We start from the raw sequence: 21,953 nt of genomic DNA, 5'->3' as shown, positions 1-21,953 counted from the left end.
AACAACAACAACTTTAACGCTGTGCGGTGTCCATGTAGGACGAACACGTCACGCTTGGTTGCACAACGAATGCGCGCGGACCAGCAGGGTGCGGTCACAGCCGAACTCGTCATCGCCATGCCCGCAATACTTCTCTTGATTCTGCTCGTCGCCCAGTTCGCGCTTTACATGCACGCCAATCACATTGCGCAAGCCGCAGCGTCACAAGCACTGTCGGCCACACGGGTAGACGGTGGAAGCGCACCAGCGGGAACCGCCGAAGCCCAGCGAATCCTCTCGCAACTGGGCAGCGGTCCGTTGCAAGGAACCCGTGTCAGTGCCGAACGTGGACAGACACAAGCATCAGTTACCGTCAGTGGGACTGCCACGAATATCCTTCCCTTTATCACGCTCTCTGTAACCGCCGAAGCAGTTGGACCTGTCGAGAAGTGGACGACAGCGCAGGACGGAGCGAGACCATGACGTCCTGCCACCTGAGGGCGGCAGGCCGAAGCTCCGCCAGCAGTCAAATCGCCGTCTTGCGTATGGATGAACGCGGATCCGCTGCGGCCGAGCTCACCGTCCTCACGCCTCTACTGATTGTGTCGCTGCTGTTCGTGGTGTTTTGCGGGAGGCTCGCCGAAACTGCGCTGCGCATCACCGATGTTGCGCACCAAGCTGCTCGCGCGGCTTCTCTCGCCCGAACCCCTTCCCAGGCCACCGCTAGCGCACGATCCACCGCCGATGCCGCGCTAGCCTCCGCTGGTATCACGTGCCAGTCGCTGTCCGTGTCCACAGATACGCAAGGACTACGGCCGGGATCGTCTGTCACGGTCACCGTGTCTTGCAGCGTCGGATTGAGTGACCTTGCACTTCTTGGCGTCCCTGGATCTCGCAGATTCGAGGCAACCTTCACCTCCCCAGTGGACCTATACAGGGGAGGCCCTTCGACGGGTACCGCAGCCCTCGCAGATAGCAGAGGTAGCCGATGATCACGCCGTCCGTCGCCCTACTGCACACCTGGCGTCAACTCAGGAAGACCGAAGGCGGTCAGGTCACCGCATTTGTCGTGGGCATTACCACTGCTGCCGCTCTGTTCGCCGGTCTCGTACTCGACGGCGGCCTGGCCCTAGCAGCGAAAGTCCAAGCGCTAGGACAGGCACAGGAAGCTGCCCGAGCCGGAGCCCAACAGATCGACCTGGCCGCCTACCGTACCGACGGATCCCTCCGGCTGTCCCCGGACCAGGCGAGCAGCGCCGCGCGGAACTTCCTGTCAGCTGCCGGTCGGAGCGGCACGGTAACTGTTGCCGGCAACGTGGTACACGTCACCGTCACGATCAGCCAGCCCACTCAACTGCTTGGTCTGATCGGCATCGACTCGATCACCGTCACAGCCTCCGGACAAGCACAACCACAGCGCGGGATATCAAGCGTTCAAACCGAAGACCTATGACCGCGCCACGTCGTTCGTAACCGCTGCAGCGTATCAAGGGGAGAAGGAGACCAGGGATGGCTACGACTAAAGAGATCGAACGCCGCGTCGCGGAGGCTGACTCGGCCCGGAGCGCGCGGAGAACCGCTGCGGCGAAGCGGATCGGCGAGCTGGCACAGCGTCGAGCCGCGGTTGCCGAGCAACTCGACGACATCGATCGAGAACTCGGCGATGTACTCGCTACAGCCAGGGACGTCATTGGCATCGACGAATTGGCGCGGTTCACCGACCTACCGGCTTCCGATCTCACACGATGGCTTGAGGGCCGTAAGACGACCCGCAGCAAACGCAAGCGGTCAGCTGCTGGGGCGCCGGCTGCTAAGAGTGACACAAGTCAAGGACCGATCACAGCGAGGACAGCGACGGCCAGGCAGGCATCCACGCCGGCAGAACCCGCCGTACCTCACACCGACACGGTGGATGCGTCTGCGCGCGTTCCAGCGGAGGTGACATGACGTCGGTCGCCCGTTCTGGCAGGGGCGTCGGCATCAAGCGATAGACCCTGTTCTACCAAGGAATCGAGTACGTTGTGACCGCACCATCACACCCTTCGCACCGGAGTCCGACACGGCCACCGAGCACGGGTCGTCCCACCTGGTGGGTGCTGGCAGCCACGTTCCGGTTCGCTGGCCGCGTCGTCCGCGGTGTGCTCGCTGTCGTCGTCCTGGTGGCTCTCGTGGCCGGCCTGCCCTGGGCGCTGGCGCACTTCGTGGGCTGGCCCCTGCCCGACCACGTGCCAACCTGGGACGAAATCCAGGCGACGCTGCTTAACCCGATGAGCCCGCAGTTCCTGCTCGACAGCATGACGGTGTTGTGCTGGATCGTCTGGTTCTTCTTCACGGTTGACGTCTTGCGCTGCGCGGTCGACGCGGCGCGTGGGATCACCTGGCCGCAGGTTCGCGCGCCCGGTCCGTTGCACGGGCTCGCTGCGGCTCTGATCGGCACTATCGTGCTGACCCTACTCGGCAACCGCACCCCCTACACCGCGGCGGCAACGGCCAGCGCCGCCTTGGCGAGTGATCTCGCGCGGGTCGCGGTAACCGCCCCGCTGACACCCGGCCGGGCCGCGCATACTGTGGCTCAGCTGCCGGCCCCTGTACAGCACACCAGCCTGGTGATCGATCGAGCGGCACCGGCACCGGCACCGGCGGGAATGGTTCAGGTCACCGAGGAAGTTCGGCTCCCGCAGAACGGGATCTACGACAGCCTGTGGCGGATCGCCGAACGCATCTACGGCCCTGGCGGCGGCAACCGGTGGCCAGAACTGTGGGCACAAAACCGTGGTGTCATCCAGCCCGACGGACGAGTACTGACCAAACCCGGATTGATCCGGCCGGGCTGGAAGATCACCGCACATGTTCCCGCCCTCAATCCAGAACAAAATGTCCCCAGCACCCCAGAGGGCTCTGCCGACGGCCCTCCTTCGCCTCCACCGTCGACCCCACAGACACCAACTACCCAGCCAACGACGCCAGCAGGCCAGCAAGAAACAGCAAACAACGACGCTGAGGCAGGACCAGGAATTGACCTCGCCACCGGCGCCTACGTCAGCCTCGCACTCGCCGCGTTCGTCGCCAGTGCTGTCGCTTCCGCCCACCTTTTGCGCCGCCGCCGTTACCGAATCGGCAGCGGTGACCGAGATGACCTCGAAGAGTCCATTGCACCAGTCGTTCGCGCCCTTCGTACCGCGTGCCCGCCCGCAATGCCGGTCGAACTCGCGTCCGACGACATGACGACATCGACCTGCGATCGGATCCGAGAAGTCCTACCGGCTCATGAATCAGGTGACCCGACCGACGCCATACTGATCGGTGTCCGTAATGGTCGCGAGACTGCACTGAACCTTGCGGCAGCACGCGGACTTGGCCTTGTCGGTCCCGGTGCCTCTGCTGCTGCCAGGGCACTCATTCTCCACGTGCTCACGATCCAGAAGCAGCGCAGGGGCGTGCGGATCCTCATTGCCGAACCTGACGTCAACTCCGTCCTTGGTGGCCAGGTCATCGACGATTTCCCGACGCCGATAGTGGTAGTGCCCACATTGGACGCTGCTCTTGACGAGCTAGAAACGACTCTGCTTGCCAGACTGGTCGAGAACGAGAACGGCGTCGAACTGCCGCCCATCCACGTACTCGTAGGCAAATCAACGCCGCATGCGGAACGTCGGCTTCAAGCAGTCCTGGACAACGGATCCACTCTCTGCATCTCGGGCATCCTCATTGGACAGTGGCGTCCAGGAGCCACCATACGCGTCCGCGAGGACGGCACTGTCACTGCGGCTAGCCCGGGACCGGCAGATGCACTTGCCGGAAGTCGCCTGTACAACGTGTCGGCCGAAGATCTCCGCGATCTCCTTGCTCTGCTGCACAATGCGGAAGGCACGGAGTCGTCAACGCCGGTCTTGCCAAACGTGCCTGGCAACGAGCCGCGAGGAGACCATACGGATGCGTTCGACAGCACAGCACTGCTCGATGAACTCCTTGCGTTCGAGTCGCTCCACCTGCTGGAGCCTGAGGCGATGAACAACGCCTCAGGCCCCAAGGCGACATCGCCTCCCGTAGAACGACCCCGAACCCTCGTCTCGAATGAGCTGTCGCGAGTCGGGCCTAGATTTGACGAACCCGGCGTGCTGGAGCAGCCGATGGAGGCACTCAAGCCCCTGGAGCTCCGAATCCTGGGACCGGTGGAGCTAACGGTGCGTCGCGACTCATCTGCCGACGACATCACAAGCCTGCTCACACCAAAGCAGCGTGAGGTACTCGTATACCTCGCGCTGCACGCAGGCGGAGTGCGCCGCGAACCGCTCAACGACGCTGTATGGCCTAACAGCCCTTCAGTGCGGCCCTACAACTCGCTACACACCGCCTTGTCGCTTCTGCGTCGATCGCTAGCCAACGCCACCGATGGAGCAGTCACTGATCTCGTGATGCGCAACGAAGGCCGCTACCAGTTGGACAGCAATCTCGTGAACGTGGATTACTGGCATTTTCGAGAGACGCTGGCACTCATCGAGCTCAACGATGAGCACAGCCTTGACGTGGTTGAACGTGCTCTGACGATCTACCGCGGAGACCTAGGAGCCAACCTAGGTCCTCTTTGGATCGAGGCGTCGCGGGAAGCAGTTCGCCGTGACCTTCTCGACGCATTGGGTGCTGTTATTCGACAGCAGACAGTACTCGACCTTCCACGAGTGCTGTCTCTCCTGGAGTCAGTCAGGAAACTCAATCCATACAACGAAAGCATCTACAGGGACATCATCCGCGTGCAAGCCAGGCTTGGACAGGTCGAGGCAGTTGAACGCACCCTCCGGTTGCTCACCACGACCCTGAATCAGGTAGGGGAGAAGCCCACTCCTGAGACAGTCAACCTCGCAGAGCTCTTGCACCGCCGGAACAGGGGACAATCGCCGCCTCCAGCAAGCGATGCCGCAGCCAGCTGAAGGGCGAGATCGACAACGCGGGGGCGGCGCGGGTCACCCTTCGTCACCTTGGCCATCGTGCTGCCGTTCAGTTGGCTGTCGGCGTCGCCGACGTTCGGCGTTCCTGCGCCGAACCGGCGCTATCAAATCCTGGTTTTTCTCGGCCCATTCAACCAGTGGGCTTCCAGCGGCCAAGAGGTCGTGAGCCGCAGGAGACAATGAGTAGGTCACTGATCTAGGAAATACGGCTGGCTCTTCGTGCCTTACTACGAGGCCTCGGCCCTCCATGCGCTTCAGTGTTCGATCGAGCACTTTCTTGGACAGGAGAGGAACAGACTCCGTCCATGGATCGAAGGCCGCGGTCCGCTGGATTTCGTTCAAGAGACTAGAATAGTGCAAAGGGCCGGAGCTGAGAGCCAATAGAATATCCGTTAGCCAATCGCCACTCAGCAAGTGGCGAAGATCTCGCGACAGGCGTATGTACAACTCGGCATCTCTTGTAGTCACACTAACCCCCTACACTCAAGACCAAGGCGGTCCGCCGGTTGCGTCCAGCTCACGGCTCGGGTAACAGGCCGGGCAAGCCCGGCGCTGTAAGGCTTTTAGGTTAGTTCAAACGAGCTAATTGTGCTCGGACCGTAGGGCGGCCAACACCCATGGAAGGGACTTTTCGTCTTGCCTCGGTGACCTACCGTAGTGAAACATTGGTCATACCAGTCCGGCTTCCTGTGGGGCTACCGGTAGGACTACCACTTAAGTGGAATGTGTGACTACGAGTATCAACGCAGGTCAGCCGTGGTGTGTGCACTTCCGGTGCGCCCCCCAACTACGGGTGCCGCAGGCGCCCACGGGCAGTCATGACGGGTGGAGGAGGGCGCTGGCCGGTGAGGGAGTCGGGCTTTGACCGGTGCCCAATTGCTGCGTAATTACGTACGATATCTAGACTACGGTATTTATCTCTGCTGTAGTTTTTGTTCGCTCCCTTTTCCTTTGTCGGCCTTTCTTGGCGAGATGAAATCTTGGCTGTTCGCACTGTGATTCCTCAAGCTTGAAGCAAGTGCGTCTAGATATTCTCAAGAAATCCCTGGTCAACCCTTGCGTTTTCGATGTGAAGTGCTTACGATTGGTTTATCGGACGACGGGGCGGCACCTCGAAATCTGGTAAATCCAACACCAATCACTCAAACGGATGGGTAGTCTGCGATGACTATTCTTGACGTGTCCGTGTCGCGCTATTCGCTCACGGTAGACGCATGCGAGACGATTCAAGTCATGATCGACAACGCCGACAACCTGTGGGGACGGCGGTTGCGGGACGCATTGACGTTCGCCACGGTCGCAGGCTCACCGGCCTATGCCGTGTCGCCGTATGTTCGTGCGGGCTTGCCGGACTTCCGTCCAGACTTGCCGGAACGACCAGACATGCCCGATGTGGAAGATCGTTCCGTTGCTGGCGTGCTGGACAAGCTGCAGGCTGCGGGCTATGTCACCACGCGCACGATGTTGCGTGAGACCTCATCTCAGTCATACCTGTCCGATGGACGAACTGTGACTGCAGTTCAGGTGCTTCGACCGTTCGCACTGGTCGGTGTCGAGTACCAGTGGTCACGTGAGGCTGACAGTCGCGCAATCCGGTACGGACACGCTTACGCCGACCGATGGGAGATCACCGACCGGTCCTACATCGTGCCCGCAGGGTGGTACCTGGTCGGCGAAATCGGCGACTACACCGCTGAGCTGGTCGGCGTGGCCGGTATGGATGGTGACACGGACGGCTGGGTGTTCGAACTGGAAGGGTTCGACGCCTCACAATGCGCGGCAGGCTGCCAGTCGTGCGGCGCGCGTTGGATGGCCTATGGCGGCTCATGGCACTTCGATGCTGACGACTGCGACGCCGACGCTTGGGACTTCGATGACGCCGACGACATCGACGACACCAGCAACACCGTTGCGTGCCCCGCATGCGGCATCGGTCGCGTGGGTTTTGACATCTATTGATGTTCTGGCACCCGCGGGCTGCAGGCTCGACGTCGGTCCGTAGATGCCCTGGCTTTCCTGAACTTTCCTTTCAGGATCTGTGAGGTTGCGATGTTTGCAGTGCTCTATGTGGACGGTGAGCCCATCGGGCTGTCCAGTGATAGTCCCGAAGCGGTCTCCCTTGAATTCGATGCCGACGCGGCGCTGACGCATCGGTGCCGGGCGTGCGGGGAGGAGCTGACGCAAACCGTTGACGGCTATGAAAATGAGTCGGACGGTGCCGTGTGCTCAGACTTTGAGCCGATCTCTGATACCGATCCCGACTATGGGCACGGTCCGCACGATCCGGAACGGATCCCATTGTCATGGTGCAACAGCGCAGCTGTGCACACCGACGAGTCGGAAGACTCCGTCACGGTGTCCATTTCGGTCGGTGACCCGCGGGGCGCCTTCACCTTCACCATTCGGCGCGTACCCGATGACGTGGACAGCGACCTTGCCGGGCACCTGATCATGCACACGCCTTATCCCTCAGAACCCGCGCCACACATGGACCTAACGCCGTTGCACGACGGCACTTACGTTGTCGGCCACTACATGCCAGCGCGCCGCATGCGCTCCGTTCCGCCGGCGGCTTAGCACCAGCCCAGCCCTACGCCCACCCGTTCCACGTACCGACTACCAATGGAGTATGAGCCATGACGATCACCGATCACACCCTGACCGGTCGGGGTACCCAATTGGGGTTCACCACTGAGCGTGCCGCGCTAGTCGACGCGTTGACCACTGTCGGACTCGCTGTGCCCAAACGGCCAGTTGTGCCGTTGCTTGGTGGCGTCTTGCTCCGTGCTCGTGATGATCACCTGACCGTCAGCGCCACCGATTACGACACGACAATCACCGTACCCCTGTCTGGCACCGTGCGAAGCGCAGGCATATTGCTTGTTGATCACGCTGAACTAGTCAGACTGCTTGGTGCTTTGGTCAAGGGCACCCGCAAGCGGGACGCGGACATGCTTCCTGTCACGGTGCGCACACTTGACGATGACACCCCAGTAGTTGATCTTGCTGGGTACACAGTTCCTGTGACTGCCTATGCGGCTGAGGACTATCCCGCGATACCCGATGTCGTATCGGCCATCGCGCAAGTCGACCGGGAGGCGTTCACGCGCGACGTGGCACGGATCATGGTCGCGGTCGGCAAGGATGACGTCCTGCCCGCCCTCACCTGTATCAATCTGGAGACCACACCTGGCACCGTCACGATGGCCGCAACCGACCGGTACCGGCTGGCTGTAGCGTCGCTGCCCGCTGTGTCGCTCGCCCATTCCGCTAAGGACGTGTCCGCGCTTGTGCCGGGGGAAGTAGTTGCGGCTACCGCCAGACGGTTTACCGGTGACCAGGTGCGGATCGGATTCGACAGCATGTGCAACCCAGACACCGTGTCGTTCGTGTGCGGGGACATCACGATGTCCGTGCGTACGATCTGCGGCGACTTTCCGACATATCGGATCCTCATTCCAAGTGAGGCGGCCGCAACGGTTCAGTTCGACCGTGCGGAATTGCTTGCCGCGACACGGCGAGCTGCCGCTGTACTCGACGCGAAACACCCAGAGTTCAAGCGAGTCGCCGTGACCGTCACCCGAGAATCCGTGTCAGTCGCGCCCGTGCTCGATCAGCACACCGACGCAGTGGCCGCACCCGAGCAATCAGCCACTGTCAACGGAATCACCGACACCGCACGGTTTTTGTTCAACCCTGCCTATCTGGCCGACGCGTTGGACAGCTTCGCCGGCGACACAGTCACATTGCACACCCATAGCAGTATTGCACGTCCGGTGTTGTTTACCGACGACGCCGACGGACTGGCCAATGTCACTGCCTTCAAGCACGTGGTGGTCCCGATGTACGAACCCCGAACGTAACGCTACGAACGCGAAACCAACCAGGTTCCACAACGGACAGATACACCCCTTGCGTCGCACCGGGTGGCACTCCCGGTGCGACGCGCTCCACCACCAACACCGCAGATAACGAACTGGAGCGTCCCCGTGATGACCCGCACCTCTGGACGCCGCGCGTCCACCACTCGCCGAAAGGCCGCCCGTTACTCCTTGTCGCCGGAGCAACGCACCGAACGCCTGTCAGTCGCCCGCGAGCAATTGCTCGATGGGGTCAACAAGCTGATGACGGCCGAAGGCTGGCAACAGTTGATTACCTCACGGGCGTGGCTGCGTCGGTACAGCCTTAACAACTTGATCATGATCCTGCAGCAGTGCCCACAAGCGACCGACGTGCGCCCGATGTCGGAATGGAAGAAAGCGGGCTACGAGTACATGCGCAAGGGCACTCACAAGATCAAGATCTGGAAGCCAAACTTCCGCAAGATCGAAGCGGACCAGACCGACGACAGCAACAGCACCGGCGACGTCGCCACAACACAGTTGTCTGGATTCATGCTCGTGCCAGTGGTGGACGTCTCGCAGTTGCAGGGCGGCCCGGCTGTCGAGCCACCCGTCCCGCCACGACCGGTCGAGCTCGCTGGCGAAGCTCCGTCTGGTCTCTGGGAGGGAGTCGCCGAGCAGATCACGGCATGCGGATTCGCCGTCGAACGCGGCGACTGCGACGGTGCTTACGGCGTAACAAGATTTGCCGAGCGTCGCGTCATCGTGCGCGGCGATGTGGAGCCAGCTCAGGCGGCCAAGACGCTCACGCACGAACTAGCCCACATTCTGTGCGAGCACGAAGCCCGTGCCCGTACCGCGCCGCGGCACCTGCAGGAAGTCGAAGCGGAATCCGTGGCGTGCATCGTCAGTGCGGTGTGCGGAGTGGACACTCTGACGTACTCCGTGCCCTATGTCGCGGGATGGGCCGCTGATCTCGACACTGCCCACCAGTCCGCGGAGCGGGTGTTGCAGGTCGCAGACGCGATTCTGAGTCGACTCGACCGTGTGTCGCAATCCTTGGATGAGGATCTTCCCGTCACGACGGTCACCGATGCTGTGCGTCCCCAGCATGTTCACAACGCTCGCGATCTGATCTGCGTTAAGCACCCAAGAAGTTGATCTTCATCTAGCACTCGCACGCCAGATGAGTCAACAAGGAGGGACAATCGATGTCCGAAAGCCTAAGTGGTGCCCCGATACCGGCGAGGCATTGCATTGTCGAGCAAGAGGAACTCTCGTTCCTGTGGTACCAGGCAGCAGGCGCAGCACTTGTCAGCCTTGGCGTCGTACGGACGTTGACCATGTCGGATGCTGAACGCCTTGACTGCGTGGCACGACTAGGAAAGATCTTGCTGAAACACGCTGACGTTCTGTCCGACGAGTCCGTCATGGTGATGGACCGCCTTGTCGTAGCGGCTGCTGAGCTGACAGAACCAACCAGGCAATGAAGGTAGGTGCGCCCGGCGGGTGATCACTTCCGAAGAAGTGCGGCACTCACCCGCCGGGCATCCAACACCGCATCACCAAACAGGCGCGCGGAGCGTTGATTCTACCGCGGTATCACCATGGCTGGCATACGTCACCGGTCATCCCTTCTGACCTGCTCAAATGGCGTCGGGACTGCCAGGTAACGGCCCGCGGCAGGGCCGACTTGACCTCATGACCGCAAGCCCACGCTTCGCGCTCCTCCCGAAACAAAGTCAGAAGGGAGTGCGCGTTGTCATGGCTGCACGTAAGAAGGCTCCGGCAGTCCGACCAGTGCCGCCGACTGATGTCGGTGCCCACGCCCATAAGATTGCCGAGGCGGTGGCCAAGGCGTGGCATGGGTCGTACGGCTCTGGACGACTCGATGTTCCTCTGTCCGTGGTTTCCACTCTCGCCGCTGCGCCACAGAACGACTCCCACGGAAACGACAACACCGACGCCATGATCACATGGTCGCCGGACGACTTCTTTGCTTTCGCGCGGATGATATGGAGGGCGGTTATCCAGGAACGCCCTGAGATCACCGCATTGCTCTATCCACTGATTGCGTGGATCTTCGAAGACGCCGACACGGAGCTGAATTCCCAAGCGTGTGCCGTATCACGTGCTGCGCTGCGCGCTCGACAACTTGATCTTACCGGTACGGATCGCCGCTTCGACACCGATCTACTGGGGACAGTGCTAACGGTCCTGCGCCCAGCGTCGGCACTGAAAGCCCGCGGGCAGTTCTACACCCCCGCGTGCATCGCGGCGCTACTGGCCCGAATGTCCGATGTGGAGGAACATCAGGCCGTTGAGGACCCGATGGTGGGCACCGGCGGGCTCTTTCGGGCAGTTGCGCACGTCATGCGGGACGTAGGGCGCGATCCTCGCACCATTCAGTGGGTGGGTTGCGACATCGACGAACTCGCCGTGGCCTGCGCGACGGTCAACAGCATGATCTGGGGACTCGGCCGCGACATAGTCTTCCACGTGGGCGATGCCTTGACCGACGACTGGAAGGCCGCAGCGCTTGCTCAACGGGATAAGCTGAGCCAGCTGGCGGCTGACATCACGCGATACAGGGCGTTGTTTGCTCTGCTGGACGGATACCCAGTTCGTGACAGCGACGCCCGCACCTGATCACGAAGTAGCGCGCTTCATGTGATGTCCCGAGAGGACAGGTGGTGTTGGGCGTGGAGGCGCTACATCTGACCGGGAAATGGCGGGCTGTCCGGCGCTTTCCAGCGGTGGTGTCGGTGGCGGGAGGTGAGGCCACAAGGTGGGCAAGTCAGTGAGGGCAGTGCGTCCGGCGGTTGGAGTGGCTCCAACGGGCAGCCAGCGCGCTTCTGACGCGTCGAGCGGATCGCGTGCTGCATTGGCGTGCGTGGTCGCTACCGGTACCTGATGCGGGCGTCGCAGCCCTTGCAGCGCGTCGAGGAGTGCCCGTCGTGCTGTGACCTCACGGGCAGTGGTTGGAAACCACATCAAGATTGGTGTGGTAATCCCTGTTGTGTCGGCGAGGCGTTCGTATCGAACGAGCTTTCCCGCCAGCCGTGCGAGCTGCTCGGTGCCGAAGTCGAACTCCATGAACCATTCGACATCGAGGCCGGCCTGGCGCCATCGGCCGTAGCCGTCGGGCGTGACGATGTCCCCCCAGTGCCGTCCACAACGCGCTGCCGACCACCACGCCGTCAGCTGGCCGGTGGTGCCCGGTTGACCGGACTGGCGCACCAGGGAGGTGAATAGTCCGTTGCAGCCTACGAGGTGTGCCAGTTGAAGCGAGTAGGCGCGGCCGATCTCGCGGTCACGGTTGTAGTTCAGCGCGCTGGGCTCGATGCCTTCCTCATGCGCCAGCATCGTTGCGCCGGCACTATCCAGGATGTAGTACATAGGATGGGTGCCGACGTCGCGGTGCGGCCGGAAGCGATGCACCACACCCCACTTGTACAGGTTGAGCAGGCGCATATTCGCGGCGCGCTGGCTCGGGTAAGCCAGGTCCGTGATTTGATGAGTGGTGAACACTTTGTGCTCAAAAAGCATCCGAGCCAACCAGCGATCCCGGGGTGTCAAGTGGTGAGCCAACCACGCGTGGTGCTCAGCTGAGTTACGCGCACGTGGCAGCGGACGAACAAGGCGATGTCCTCGTAGGCCACGTTGCGGTGTCGGGTTTTCGGCCATGGTGAACGTCACTTTCCAGTTTGGGTTCAAGCGGTGCGGCGCGGGTCGTGCATGGTCTGTTCTGGTTCAGCGCTGGAACTGTCATGTGCGCTGGGTGGCTGGGCATTGAGCGCGGCGAGTCGCCGGATGTGCTGCGCGCGACCAGGAACTGGGGGCAGCAGTTTTTCGGTCACTGCGGTGAATGCTGGCGCGTTCTCGCTGTCGAGGACCAGTCGCGCTGCGACGTGAAACCGGCCGAGGTGCGCAAGGTCGTGCTCGGACAGGTGTGGCGCGAAGTGCCGGGCGGCCCGTCGCGCGTCCTCCGGGCTCACGCTGAAGAAGATCTTGTTTCGTGCGTTGGTGCTGATGCCCTCTTCCAACTCGCGTTGCAGTTTGAGGAGGAAGTGATGGCCGAGGGTCAGCCGCATCTTGTAGGCGCGGGATTCGGCCAGCATGTCGTCGACCGGATAGGGCAGGTTCATGAAGTTCTGGAACTCATCGATGACCAGCCCGCAGTCACGGCGAGCGTGTGGTGGGACTCGGCTGCGACGGGTTGCGGCTTGCCAGGTGCTGGCGACCACGATGGAGCCCAGCAGGTGAACGGTGTCGGTGCTGAGTGTTCCTTTTGCCAGGCGTACCAGACAAATACCCCCATCGAGAACGTTATCCATGTTGATGGTGGACTCGCCGCCTGCGAGTGTGGCCCGTACGAAGGGACGCAGGAGCAGACCGCGGAGTTTGTTCATCAACGGTGCTGCGACTTGGGCGCGTGTGGCGTCGGACAGGTCGTCATACCATTTCCAGAATCCGGTCAGGATTTCGTCGTTGATCTGTTCCATTGCGCGCTGGCGAAACGACGAGATGGTTAGCAGCTTGGGCAGATCCATCAGCGTGGGACTGCCGGGCAGGGTCCGTAGGGTGAGTAGTCCCGAGCGGAGCAGGTCGTCGGTGCGTGGCCCCCAACTGGAGGAGTAGACGCGGGAGAAGATGCTGACGAGGTTGTCGACCGTACTGGCGATGTCGTCGCCTTCCAACGGGTTGAGCACCGGCGGGCGGGTGGGGCTGTCGGAGTCGAGCAGGACGACACGGTCACCGATCTGGGCGGGCAGGCGCATGAGGATGTCCTCGACGAGATCGCCTTTAGGATCCACCACGACGATTCCGCGACCGGCTTCGGCGTCGTCGAGCACCATGCGGGCCATCAGTTCGCTCTTGCCGCTTCCGGTCGGGCCCAGAATGTGTATGTGGTGCCGGGCGTCGGCCACGCGCAGCCCAACGGGACGTGGCTGGCCGGCGTCCGAGATCCCGATCGGGATGACGTCGGGGCCGGGACTGGCGATTCCGGCGGGAGGTGCCACCGCTCGGGCTCCGGCTCGTTGAAGGCCTGGGGTGGCCTGGTCAACGGGAAGGTGGGCCAGAGCGCTGAGTTCCGGCACGGACAGCAGATCACCGCGCCAGAGGCGCCGGTGGGCAAGTGTTGCTGATGGGCGCAGGAGGCGTCGGCGGCGGTAGAAGTTGTAGTCGCTGAATCCGGCGGTTGCCGCGGCGATCGCGTGCGCGCGGCCCCGCAGTGTCTGCAGGACGTGACGTCGCTGGCTCCTGGTCGCGGTGTCCGGAGTCATCGTGCTGACCGCATAGCGGATGGCGGTGTCAAAGGGATTGTTGCGTTGTTTGGCCACGATCGCGCGGTCTTGTGCCGCGTATTCCAGAACACCTTGCGGATCCCACGTGGGGGTCGTGCGCGTGGGGGTGGGTCGAGGTGCGGGTGGTGTCGCGGTAACGCTGTCGATCAGGCGAACGAACGCGTTGCAGGACCGGCCTGCGCGAATGTGGCGGGCTGCCCGTCGTGCAGTGGCTGTCCTATGACCGGTGGCTGGCCGGGCGAGAACTTGAACGACTGCATGCTCATGGCGTCCCAAACCCACCAGTGCACCCAGAAGTGGACGGAGCGGATCGGACGAGAAGTCGGTGCGGATGGGAAGGGCTTCGTGCCGCGCCAGTCGTACATACCCACCGACGGTGTGCATGCGTTGGCCAGCTTGCGGTTGACAGGGCGATGGACGCGTGGCGGGTTCGGTCGTGGTGCGCACGCCCGGCCACGCCGCTTCGATGGCACGCTCGATCATGCCGGGCGGTACCACTCCGGGAACCCACATCGAAATGGAGACCCCGTCATGGTTGAAGCGGTATTCAAACGCAAGATGAGGTTGGCCACCAAGGTAACGCCACCACCACGGACGCAGCAGGCCAACCATGTTGGACCACAACGTGATCGCGCCTGACAGCTCGACAGACGGCGGTGGCAACACGCTCACGACCCGTGCACCGGTTGTCATTCGACGATGCTGCACGAGCCTGCATAGCAACCGAAGTACTACGCCTACTGTGGACACTCCGGCGACCGTGGCGGCTGTAGCAGGGGCCCAATGGGCGAGCCATGTGCCGATCTCGTCGAGCAACGCACGGGCGGTCCCGCCTGGCTCAGCGAGCATCACGGCCCACATGAGGTTGGACGCCGCTACGCTGCCGCCTGCCGTCCGGCGCTGATCGGATCGCTGTGGAGACCGTTCGGTCTCCGACGCGATACAGGGCAGGTTCTGACATGACACAAGTCCTCACGTAACGGCAGATTCACACCTGCGACTGGAGAGTTGCTCGGACTCGGACGGAGTGCGGCATCAGTTCGCTCTCGGCGGGGGCCAGCTTGATCGGTCTAATGTGGACAGGAACGCCCGTTTGCTGAGCTTCGACGATCGTTCCGTCTCCTAGGTACATTGCTACGTGATGGATCCCGGCGGGTGTCCCGTCGTAGCTCCAGAACAGCAGGTCGCCGCGTGCGGCTTGACCGATGGGGATGGGGTCGCCGTTGCGCCACTGCTCGCGGCTGGTGCGATTGAGTGCGACCCCGGCTGCGCCCCAGGCACGCAGCATCAGTCCGGAACAGTCGTAGGAGTTGGGGCCGGTGGCGCCCCACTCGTAGGGCTTGCCAAGTTGCGCAGTCGCGAATTGGATTGCTTGTTCGACGTGTGGGCCGCCGGGTGTGACGCAGTTGACGCCGCTGCCGTGTTGCTGCACCAGTTCGGCCGCGAGCTGGGCCCATTGCTGGTATGCGTGCGGGTAGCCGCTGCGCTGGACGGCGTCTGCGGCTTCCCACAGTTGTTTCTGTTGCCAGTTGGGAACTTCGCGCAGCCGGGCGTAGAACTTGGTGGAGGCGTAGCGGGAATCAAGGATTTGCTCGCGGGTTCCCCAGCCCATGCTCGGACGTTGCTGGAACAGGCCGATTGAGTCGCGGTCGCCGTGGTCGAGGTTGCGCAGCCTGGATTCCTGCATCGCGGTGGCGACGGCGATCTGTTGGCCGTAGCCGGGCATACTGAGCTCACGTCCTACTTGGATGATCAGCGTGGCGTTGCTTCGTTGCTCCTCGGACAGCTGCTCGGCAGCACCAGTTGGCTCGGCGCTGTCGCCGGTGTGGCTGAGTGGTTGGCAACTGCCGTCTGCGATGCCGAGGGCGATGGTGGTGCTGGTGGTCATTGAGGTGAGCACGACGATCAGGCCGCCGAGAAGCGCGACTGATAGAACGGTGATGGTGAGCCAGAGACGCATCGGGCTTCACCTCGCCGGCCGGACGTGAGCGGCACGCCAGTCGCCGCTTCCGGTGATGTCCTGCAGGGCGATCGCGAGGACCATGGTGTCCAGCGCGACCGTGGCCTCGGCGCTGCGCCCAGTCCTGCGGATCAGAGTGGTCGGGCCGGTGACAGTGGTGGCGGATATCTGGGTCGGTGTGGTGGCCAGGAGCGTGGTGGTGCGGAACTCGTCGGTACACAAGGGAGCGAGTCGTCCCCGCCAGGTCTGGGGGTCGTGTTTGCTCACCCATGCTTCGGCGAATCGCTGGCTCGCGGCTGTGGGATCGCCTGCCATGGTCGGCTGTGGTGGAGTTGCATTGGGTGCGGGGGAGGCCCCAGGCGTGATCCGCTCGCTGGTCCGGTGCTGGATAGTCGGGTGAATCCCGGTGGACGCTGGAACTTCCGTTGCCGGGCTTGTTGACGCGGCTACCGCAGGAGACTCGGGTGTTGCCGGGGCGTGTGCAGGACCGGCGGCGGTGATGGCGGCGGTGGTGCCCGCGCCGAGTGCCGCGAGGACGGTGAGTGATCCGAGCAGGCGCCGGGGTGAGTAGAGCGGCCAGGTGGCGAGGCTGCGGACCACGGCGTTACGGCCGTGGTCAGATCGGATCGGCATCAGCGTCTCCTTGGTCCTGGCTTTCCGGCCGGTTGGGTGAAGGGTTGGCATTGGTCGGGTGCGGCAGGATCTGGTCCTGGCTGGGGTGATAAATCTGGAAGGTCGGCTGTCCGTGCTCGTCGGTGGAGCCGGGCGGCGTTCGTGGTGGTGAGTCGGGTTCGTCGCCTTCGGCGCGGCGGCGGATGTGCTCGTCGTGTTCGGACGGAATGACCAACTCCTCGGCCATGCCGCTGGCGGGTGCGGGCGAGTGTGGTTGCCAGTCAGGCGGATCGGCGACCGTGCTGTGCCGGGTGTCGATCTCTGTTGGGGGCAGGCTGTCGGTCCTCGTGGGCGGCAACCCGAGGGTCACCTGAGTCGCGGAGGCGGCCGGTCGTGGCGGGTGGCCGATGTCGTGCTGACCGTCGGCGGGTGTGCCAGAGCCGTGGTAGAACACGCGTGGCCCGTGGAAGAACACCCGGGGACCGATCTGACCTGCCCGCCGGGCAGGACCGTGTGCCCGTGCCGTCGGGAAGCGGATGCTGGTGGCCCGTTGCGGCGCCCCTGCTTCTGGCCGCGGTCGGCGAAGCGTCGCTTTGCCTGGGCCGGGCGCGGTTTGTGTGGGTGCGGTTTCCGGACGGCGCCCGCGCGGTGAGGATGTTGATGTCTTCGAGTTTTTGGTGCCAATCGCGCGGAGCAGTCGCTTTTCTCGCTTGTTCCAGCGCCGGTGGCGTCGCCAGGCGCGAAATGCCCAGCCAGCTACCGTCGGCCTCGTGGCGTAGTTGAGGCCAGCCGCCTGAACGATGCCACTGATCATGCCGGTGATTTGCCGGATCGGGCGTATCAGAATCAATGCGATGATGGTGATGACTGCCATGATCACCATCTGCAGCAGCGGCGTTCTTACGCCATCCAGGACGGCCGGCAGCGCCCACAAATAGCCGGTCGATCCAACCGCGAGCAGCACACAGCTCGCGAGTGCTTTACCCAATCCGCGGATGATCCCGGGTGCGGCCCGGTGGTAGATAATCATGGCCAGCCCCAGAATGGGCGCGCAGAGGATGACCAGGCGCAGGATTAGCATCCCCAGCAGCTGGCCAAGCAGCGCAATGAAGGGAAAGTAGGCGAAACACAGTCCGCGAACCAGTCCGAGCAGCCCGGTTCCGAGCCTGGCGGAGGTGGTGCCGGTGAAATGCCCTTCGGCGTCGGTGCCACGCACTTTATTCGCGACATCCTCGAACATGGCTTTCTTCCGGTCGAGATCGGCCTGGGTGACCGTCTCGGTGGAGTCGAATTTCGTCCACGCCTGGGCGTCGATCAACCGTGGGCCTTGGTCAACCGCCATAGTCGAGGTCGCGGAGCCGAATTCGCCTTCCAGCCAGGTCTTTTTGATGACATTGTCGTAGAGCAGTTCTGGCATGCCATGGACCGGGTCGTGTCCGCTCGCGGTCAGCACCGCGCCTTGGATTTCCCGAACGCCGTCAGTGAGGATCGTGTCGAGAAACGTGGTGTAGGCACCGGGCATGAGATAGGACGAGGCAGCGACCCAGAACGCGCATAGGATCCATAGCAGTTTCGTCGCGATATGCGCCAACGCGCCCTTCAGTGTCTTGAACAGAATCCACACCACCGCCAGTACCAGCACCAGCGACAACAGCGGGGTGAAGGCATTGTCGTAAAGGGATTTCGCGCCGGATCCGAGCCCCCTGTCAATGTTGGAGAAGACGGGGCCGTCGTCGTCTCCCCACAACAAGAGGTACCACAGGGAATTTGTGGCCGCGACAACGGTTTTCCCGACATTGAAGAATTGGTTGCCGACCCAGGTGTCGGTTTTGGCCATTGGGTCGCCGCAGAACAAAGTGATGGAGTCGTAGGTGTAGTTGTTCCAGCGGGTGCCGGCGTAGGCGTATCGGCTGTACCACGTACCCGGAGAACCGTGCGACGGGCGAGGAACGTCCAGGGTGGCTACCAACCCGGCGGTGACCCGTTCGGGATTCGGCACACACCCAGCCGCAGCATGCGCGGGCGCGGCAAGAAATACCTGCAGAGCCAGAATCCCGACCACGACCAGCAGAGCCCGGCGACGACCCGTGGGCTCGATGGTGATCACGGGATCACCTCCCCAGCCGGGGTGTCATACCCGCCGGACAGCGCGTCGAGGTCCTCGACGTCGATCTCGGCCAGCTCTACCACCTCAGTCGGCGGCTCCGGCCGTGTTGGGAGTGCGAGGCCGTCGAGCAGACCAGCGCGCGACGGAGCGGGAAGTTGGGGTGTGGTGTCGAGGACCGCGCGCAGGGGCTGCAGGTGAGGGCCGGAGAAGTTGACCCGGATGCGTTCGACTCCGCCGGTGCCATCGGCGAACAGGAACTGCCGGGGTTCGGTGTCTCGTTCGGTGCGGCGTGCGGTGGTGCGCCGGCCGAGGCTGGCGATGACCGGTTCGTAGCCGACACCGATCGGCACTTTCAGCAATCGCAGCGCGTCGGCCTGGACCTGGTCGTCGTCCAGGCGCCCGACGAAGACGGAGTCGAGCAGCGACACGAAACCTTCGATGCGCAGGAAGTCGGTCGGGACCTGACTGGACAGGAGAACGCGGACGTTCCATTTGCGGGAGTCACGGGCGAACCGGTTCATCAGCACCCGCCCGGTGGGGACTTCGGACAGGAAGAACGCCTCGTCGATCCAGACGCCTTTGCGCAGGTGTTTGGGCCGGTCGTAGACCGAGCGTTGGGTCAGCCAGGCGGCGAGGTTGACCAGCTCGATCGCTGTGGCTTCCGCGTCGGTCCAGTGCTCGCGTCCGACACCGTCTTTGGGCAGGGTGAGGCCGGCCAGGGTGAGCACGGTCAGCCGGTCGTCGCGTTCATGGGCGTATGGGTCGGCGTCGCGTTCCGGAATCAAGAGAGTGATCCGTTCGCGGATTTCGTCGAGGAAGTCGGCCACGACGCTGGCGTGCTCGTGATGCTCGCTCTGATCCTCACGCAGGGCGGTGATGACCAGGCCGGGGTGTGCGGTGGGGCGTCCGCCGACGGCGCGCACTGCGCGCAGCAGCACGATCCGGGTTTCGGCCAGGCGCTGGATCTCCCACGGCAGCAGCCCGGTGAGCACATCCAGCGTCAACCGGCGTCGCGTGGCCGCGGCCAGGGCAAGTTCACGTTCGTACACCCGTTGCGGGTCGGGCTCGTCACCGAAGTGGTGCAGCTGGGGCTCGGCGACTACCCGGTAGGGGTTGAGGATGCCGGGCTGGGCGTTGAGGAGGTTGATCGCCCGCGCGTACGGCCGCAGCTCGGGCAGCTCACACAACCGCGCGAGCGGACCTGAGGGGTCGAGTAGAGTCCAGCACGCGCCGGCCCGCAGGGTCTTGTAGACGATGCCGCCGCCCAGGAACGACTTCCCGCCGCCCAGCCCGGCGACCATCGCGGTCAGCCCGGAGGAGTCGCGGATCTCCTGGGCCATCCACGGATCCCAGGCGACCGGTCGGCGGGTGGCTGTGCAGGTCTCGCCGAGCAGGATCCCGCGCCGGTCACCAACCTCCGCGGTCGCGGTCGGGACTGCGGAGGCGAGCCACAACACGGAGCCGCGCCGCTGGTGCGCCGAGGTAGCCAAGGGTTCGCCGGGGATGAACTCCCGGGCCAACTTGTACTGGGCGTCCGGGTGCTCGATGGTGACCTTGGGCTTGTAGAGATCGGCCAGGCTCTGGGCCAGGTGCAGCGCGTCGCGGCGGGTCGGGGCGGACACCGCGAGCCGCCACCAGGACCGCACCCGTGTGCCCAGGGCGGTGAAGCCGGAGGTGAGCTGGTCGTCGACCTCCTGCACGAGCTCGTACTGGCGTGCCAGTGAGCGCGGTGGTTCCAGGCCGTGTTCGTCGCTGTAATGGGTCATCTGGGAACGGACCTTGGTCGTCTGCCGTTGCAGTTCGCCCTCGACTTCGTCGGGGTGGCGGACGTAGATGCGGGCGGACCACTCCACGGCCGCGGGCAGCCGGTCGGCGCGTTGCGCCCATGGCTCGTCGGCTTCGGGGATGTGCAGGCCGTGCATCGGCCCGACCGACAGCACCGCGACGTGCCGCTCGATGCCCGCGTACGGGCCGGTCTGGCCGATGACCGTGACGGTCGGTGCGTACGGTTCCTGGACTAGTTCTGCTGTGGCGGTGACGCCCGCGACGTCTTCGGGTTCCCACGGCACATCTGGTGCCGCCGGGCGTGAGGAGGACACAGGCAGGCCGAGGGCGCAGGAACGCAGCAGCAGGGTGCGCATCTCTCCGGCGGTGACCGGCACACCCTCCAGCCCGGAACCGGCCAGGATGTGATCGAGCCGGGCGATCTCATCGTCCAGCGACGCCAGCTCGCTGTCCACGACCGTCGGGAGCAGTCGGCTCAAGACCGGGGTGGCGCGGTCGACCGCCCGGTCGACCAGGCGGCGGGTCTGGACCTCGACCCCAAGGTAGACCTCTTTGTCAGCCATCGATGCCGAGGCGAGCTGCCGTTGCTCGCCGATCATGTAGTCGTCGAACGACAACCCACCCGCCACGTCGGCGGGACGCGAGCGCGCGTTGTCCACATGGGTGCGCGCCCAGTGCGAGATCGGATAGGCGCTGGAGGTCACCCGCACGTGCAGCCACCGGCCAGCCAGCTCGGCGTACTGCCCGGCGATCGCCGCGATCAGATCGTTGCGTGCCGAGTCCGACCGAAACGACCACCGCTGTGGCGCCAGCCGATACCAAGCCCAGACCTGGCTGCGGGTCCTGGCCAGGTGCCCATTCACCGACCGCAGCTCGATGCTGGGGGTGTAGGTCGGAATGGCGGATTGTCCGGTCGACGGGCGCCGCTTACGGGATGCGCGAACCGGCGACGTGGAACGGGTACGCGTCATCGCGGGGTCCTCTCACGATGGTGAGCCTCGGTCGGGCTGCCGGTGCTCCGTCGGTTGCCGCGTCGCGGGCGTGGTCTGGTCGGGCGGATCGGTACCCGGACACTGAGCCCGACGACCCCGCGCGCGCGTTCGTGGTGACGGCGGGGCCCAGCGAGCTCGCTGCCGAAGGCACTCAGCACGCAGCTGAGTGGTTTCTCGAAGTCGATGCGCCGGCAGATCAGCCGGGTAAGCACGGTGGCCAGGACCAGGGACCAGGCCACGACCCAGATCGTCAGCGGCAGTAGTAGCACCAGCCGGGCGATGGTGAAGATCGCCAGAAAGGCCGCCATCCACACGCCGTAGGCGACGTAGCGGGCCCGCCAGGGCAGGGTCGCCCGCGGCGGCCCGAGCCAGACCGGGTTAACGCGGTAGATCTCGTCGTCGGGTTCGGCCAACATGCCCC

20 protein-coding genes are annotated in these 21,953 nt (G+C 63.8%); 11 read left to right on the top strand and 9 right to left on the bottom strand.

Going from position 1 to position 21,953, the window contains the following annotated elements:
- Positions 1 to 48: 48 nt before the first annotated feature.
- Positions 49 to 174 carry a hypothetical protein gene (locus LWC34_RS57175; protein WP_284051669.1) on the bottom strand — a complete coding sequence of 42 codons (126 nt, stop codon included), beginning with the start codon at positions 172 to 174 and terminating at the stop codon, positions 49 to 51.
- On the opposite strand from LWC34_RS57175, the gene LWC34_RS58970 reads away from it, so the two are divergent.
- The 5 genes from LWC34_RS58970 to LWC34_RS30290 all read left to right on the top strand — a co-directional run bounded on the left by LWC34_RS58970 (position 118) and on the right by LWC34_RS30290 (position 4,907).
- Positions 118 to 462, top strand: coding sequence for a TadE/TadG family type IV pilus assembly protein (locus LWC34_RS58970; RefSeq protein ID WP_372496669.1), 345 nt, complete (start codon positions 118 to 120; stop codon positions 460 to 462). The genes LWC34_RS57175 and LWC34_RS58970 overlap by 57 nt on opposite strands.
- Positions 459 to 971 (top strand): TadE/TadG family type IV pilus assembly protein, encoded by a 513-nt coding sequence (locus LWC34_RS30305; protein WP_308200154.1) that lies wholly within the window; start codon positions 459 to 461, stop codon positions 969 to 971. Before LWC34_RS58970 ends, LWC34_RS30305 begins: the two co-directional genes overlap by 4 nt.
- On the top strand, positions 968 to 1,432 hold the full coding sequence (locus LWC34_RS30300; RefSeq protein ID WP_233728482.1) for a TadG family pilus assembly protein: 465 nt from the start codon (positions 968 to 970) through the stop codon (positions 1,430 to 1,432). The genes LWC34_RS30305 and LWC34_RS30300 overlap by 4 nt, the downstream gene beginning before the upstream one ends.
- A gap of 56 nt (positions 1,433 to 1,488) precedes the next feature.
- Positions 1,489 to 1,926: a hypothetical protein gene (locus tag LWC34_RS30295; protein ID WP_233728481.1), complete on the top strand. Its 438-nt coding sequence runs from the start codon at positions 1,489 to 1,491 to the stop codon at positions 1,924 to 1,926.
- Between the two features lie 146 nt (positions 1,927 to 2,072).
- A complete protein-coding gene (locus tag LWC34_RS30290) occupies positions 2,073 to 4,907 on the top strand; it encodes an AfsR/SARP family transcriptional regulator (protein ID WP_233728480.1) in 2,835 nt (944 codons plus the stop codon).
- 33 nt (positions 4,908 to 4,940) lie between these two features.
- On the opposite strand, the gene LWC34_RS58965 is transcribed toward LWC34_RS30290, so the two are convergent.
- Positions 4,941 to 5,198, bottom strand: a complete 258-nt coding sequence (locus tag LWC34_RS58965; RefSeq protein WP_372496668.1) for a winged helix-turn-helix transcriptional regulator — start codon at positions 5,196 to 5,198, stop codon at positions 4,941 to 4,943.
- Positions 5,199 to 6,089: 891 nt separating this feature from the next.
- On the opposite strand from LWC34_RS58965, the gene LWC34_RS30280 reads away from it, so the two are divergent.
- The 6 genes from LWC34_RS30280 (at position 6,090) to LWC34_RS30255 (ending at position 11,416) form a co-directional block, all read left to right on the top strand.
- Positions 6,090 to 6,884: a hypothetical protein gene (locus tag LWC34_RS30280; RefSeq protein ID WP_380211418.1), complete on the top strand. Its 795-nt coding sequence runs from the start codon at positions 6,090 to 6,092 to the stop codon at positions 6,882 to 6,884.
- Positions 6,885 to 6,974: 90 nt separating this feature from the next.
- On the top strand, positions 6,975 to 7,502 hold the full coding sequence (locus LWC34_RS30275; protein ID WP_233728477.1) for a hypothetical protein: 528 nt from the start codon (positions 6,975 to 6,977) through the stop codon (positions 7,500 to 7,502).
- 59 nt (positions 7,503 to 7,561) lie between these two features.
- A complete protein-coding gene (locus LWC34_RS30270) occupies positions 7,562 to 8,788 on the top strand; it encodes a DNA polymerase III subunit beta (protein ID WP_233728476.1) in 1,227 nt (408 codons plus the stop codon).
- A 129-nt stretch (positions 8,789 to 8,917) separates the two neighbouring features.
- Entirely contained in the window at positions 8,918 to 9,928 is a 1,011-nt protein-coding gene (locus tag LWC34_RS30265; RefSeq protein WP_233728475.1) for a hypothetical protein, read from the top strand.
- A 50-nt stretch (positions 9,929 to 9,978) separates the two neighbouring features.
- Positions 9,979 to 10,257 (top strand): hypothetical protein, encoded by a 279-nt coding sequence (locus tag LWC34_RS30260; RefSeq protein ID WP_233728474.1) that lies wholly within the window; start codon positions 9,979 to 9,981, stop codon positions 10,255 to 10,257.
- A gap of 310 nt (positions 10,258 to 10,567) precedes the next feature.
- The gene (locus LWC34_RS30255; RefSeq protein ID WP_233728473.1) at positions 10,568 to 11,416 is read left to right on the top strand and encodes an N-6 DNA methylase; all 849 of its coding nucleotides are present in this window, start codon (positions 10,568 to 10,570) and stop codon (positions 11,414 to 11,416) included.
- Here LWC34_RS30255 and LWC34_RS30250 read toward each other — a convergent pair whose 3' ends face one another.
- From LWC34_RS30250 to LWC34_RS30220, 7 genes are all read right to left on the bottom strand, one after another.
- Positions 11,417 to 12,316, bottom strand: a complete 900-nt coding sequence (locus LWC34_RS30250; RefSeq protein WP_233728472.1) for a replication-relaxation family protein — start codon at positions 12,314 to 12,316, stop codon at positions 11,417 to 11,419.
- A 164-nt stretch (positions 12,317 to 12,480) separates the two neighbouring features.
- Positions 12,481 to 15,042, bottom strand: coding sequence for a type IV secretory system conjugative DNA transfer family protein (locus LWC34_RS30245; RefSeq protein ID WP_233728471.1), 2,562 nt, complete (start codon positions 15,040 to 15,042; stop codon positions 12,481 to 12,483).
- A 22-nt stretch (positions 15,043 to 15,064) separates the two neighbouring features.
- Positions 15,065 to 16,036, bottom strand: coding sequence for a C40 family peptidase (locus LWC34_RS30240; RefSeq protein ID WP_233728470.1), 972 nt, complete (start codon positions 16,034 to 16,036; stop codon positions 15,065 to 15,067).
- A gap of 6 nt (positions 16,037 to 16,042) precedes the next feature.
- Positions 16,043 to 16,669, bottom strand: a complete 627-nt coding sequence (locus tag LWC34_RS30235; RefSeq protein WP_233728469.1) for a hypothetical protein — start codon at positions 16,667 to 16,669, stop codon at positions 16,043 to 16,045.
- The gene (locus LWC34_RS30230) at positions 16,653 to 18,485 is read right to left on the bottom strand and encodes a hypothetical protein (protein WP_233728468.1); all 1,833 of its coding nucleotides are present in this window, start codon (positions 18,483 to 18,485) and stop codon (positions 16,653 to 16,655) included. The genes LWC34_RS30235 and LWC34_RS30230 overlap by 17 nt, the downstream gene beginning before the upstream one ends.
- Before the next feature lie 266 nt (positions 18,486 to 18,751).
- Complete coding sequence (locus tag LWC34_RS30225) at positions 18,752 to 21,511, bottom strand: ATP-binding protein (protein WP_233728467.1); 2,760 nt, start codon at positions 21,509 to 21,511, stop codon at positions 18,752 to 18,754.
- Positions 21,508 to 21,948 carry a hypothetical protein gene (locus tag LWC34_RS30220; RefSeq protein WP_233728466.1) on the bottom strand — a complete coding sequence of 147 codons (441 nt, stop codon included), beginning with the start codon at positions 21,946 to 21,948 and terminating at the stop codon, positions 21,508 to 21,510. The genes LWC34_RS30225 and LWC34_RS30220 overlap by 4 nt, the downstream gene beginning before the upstream one ends.
- Between the last annotated feature and the right edge of the window lie 5 nt (positions 21,949 to 21,953).

Origin of the sequence: Kibdelosporangium philippinense, assembly GCF_021390435.2 — a bacterium.
In the GTDB taxonomy this organism is placed as follows: Bacteria; Actinomycetota; Actinomycetes; order Mycobacteriales; family Pseudonocardiaceae; genus Kibdelosporangium; species Kibdelosporangium philippinense.
Note: the sequence above shows the minus strand (reverse complement) of the source record. Positions and strands in the feature narration are given on the sequence as shown.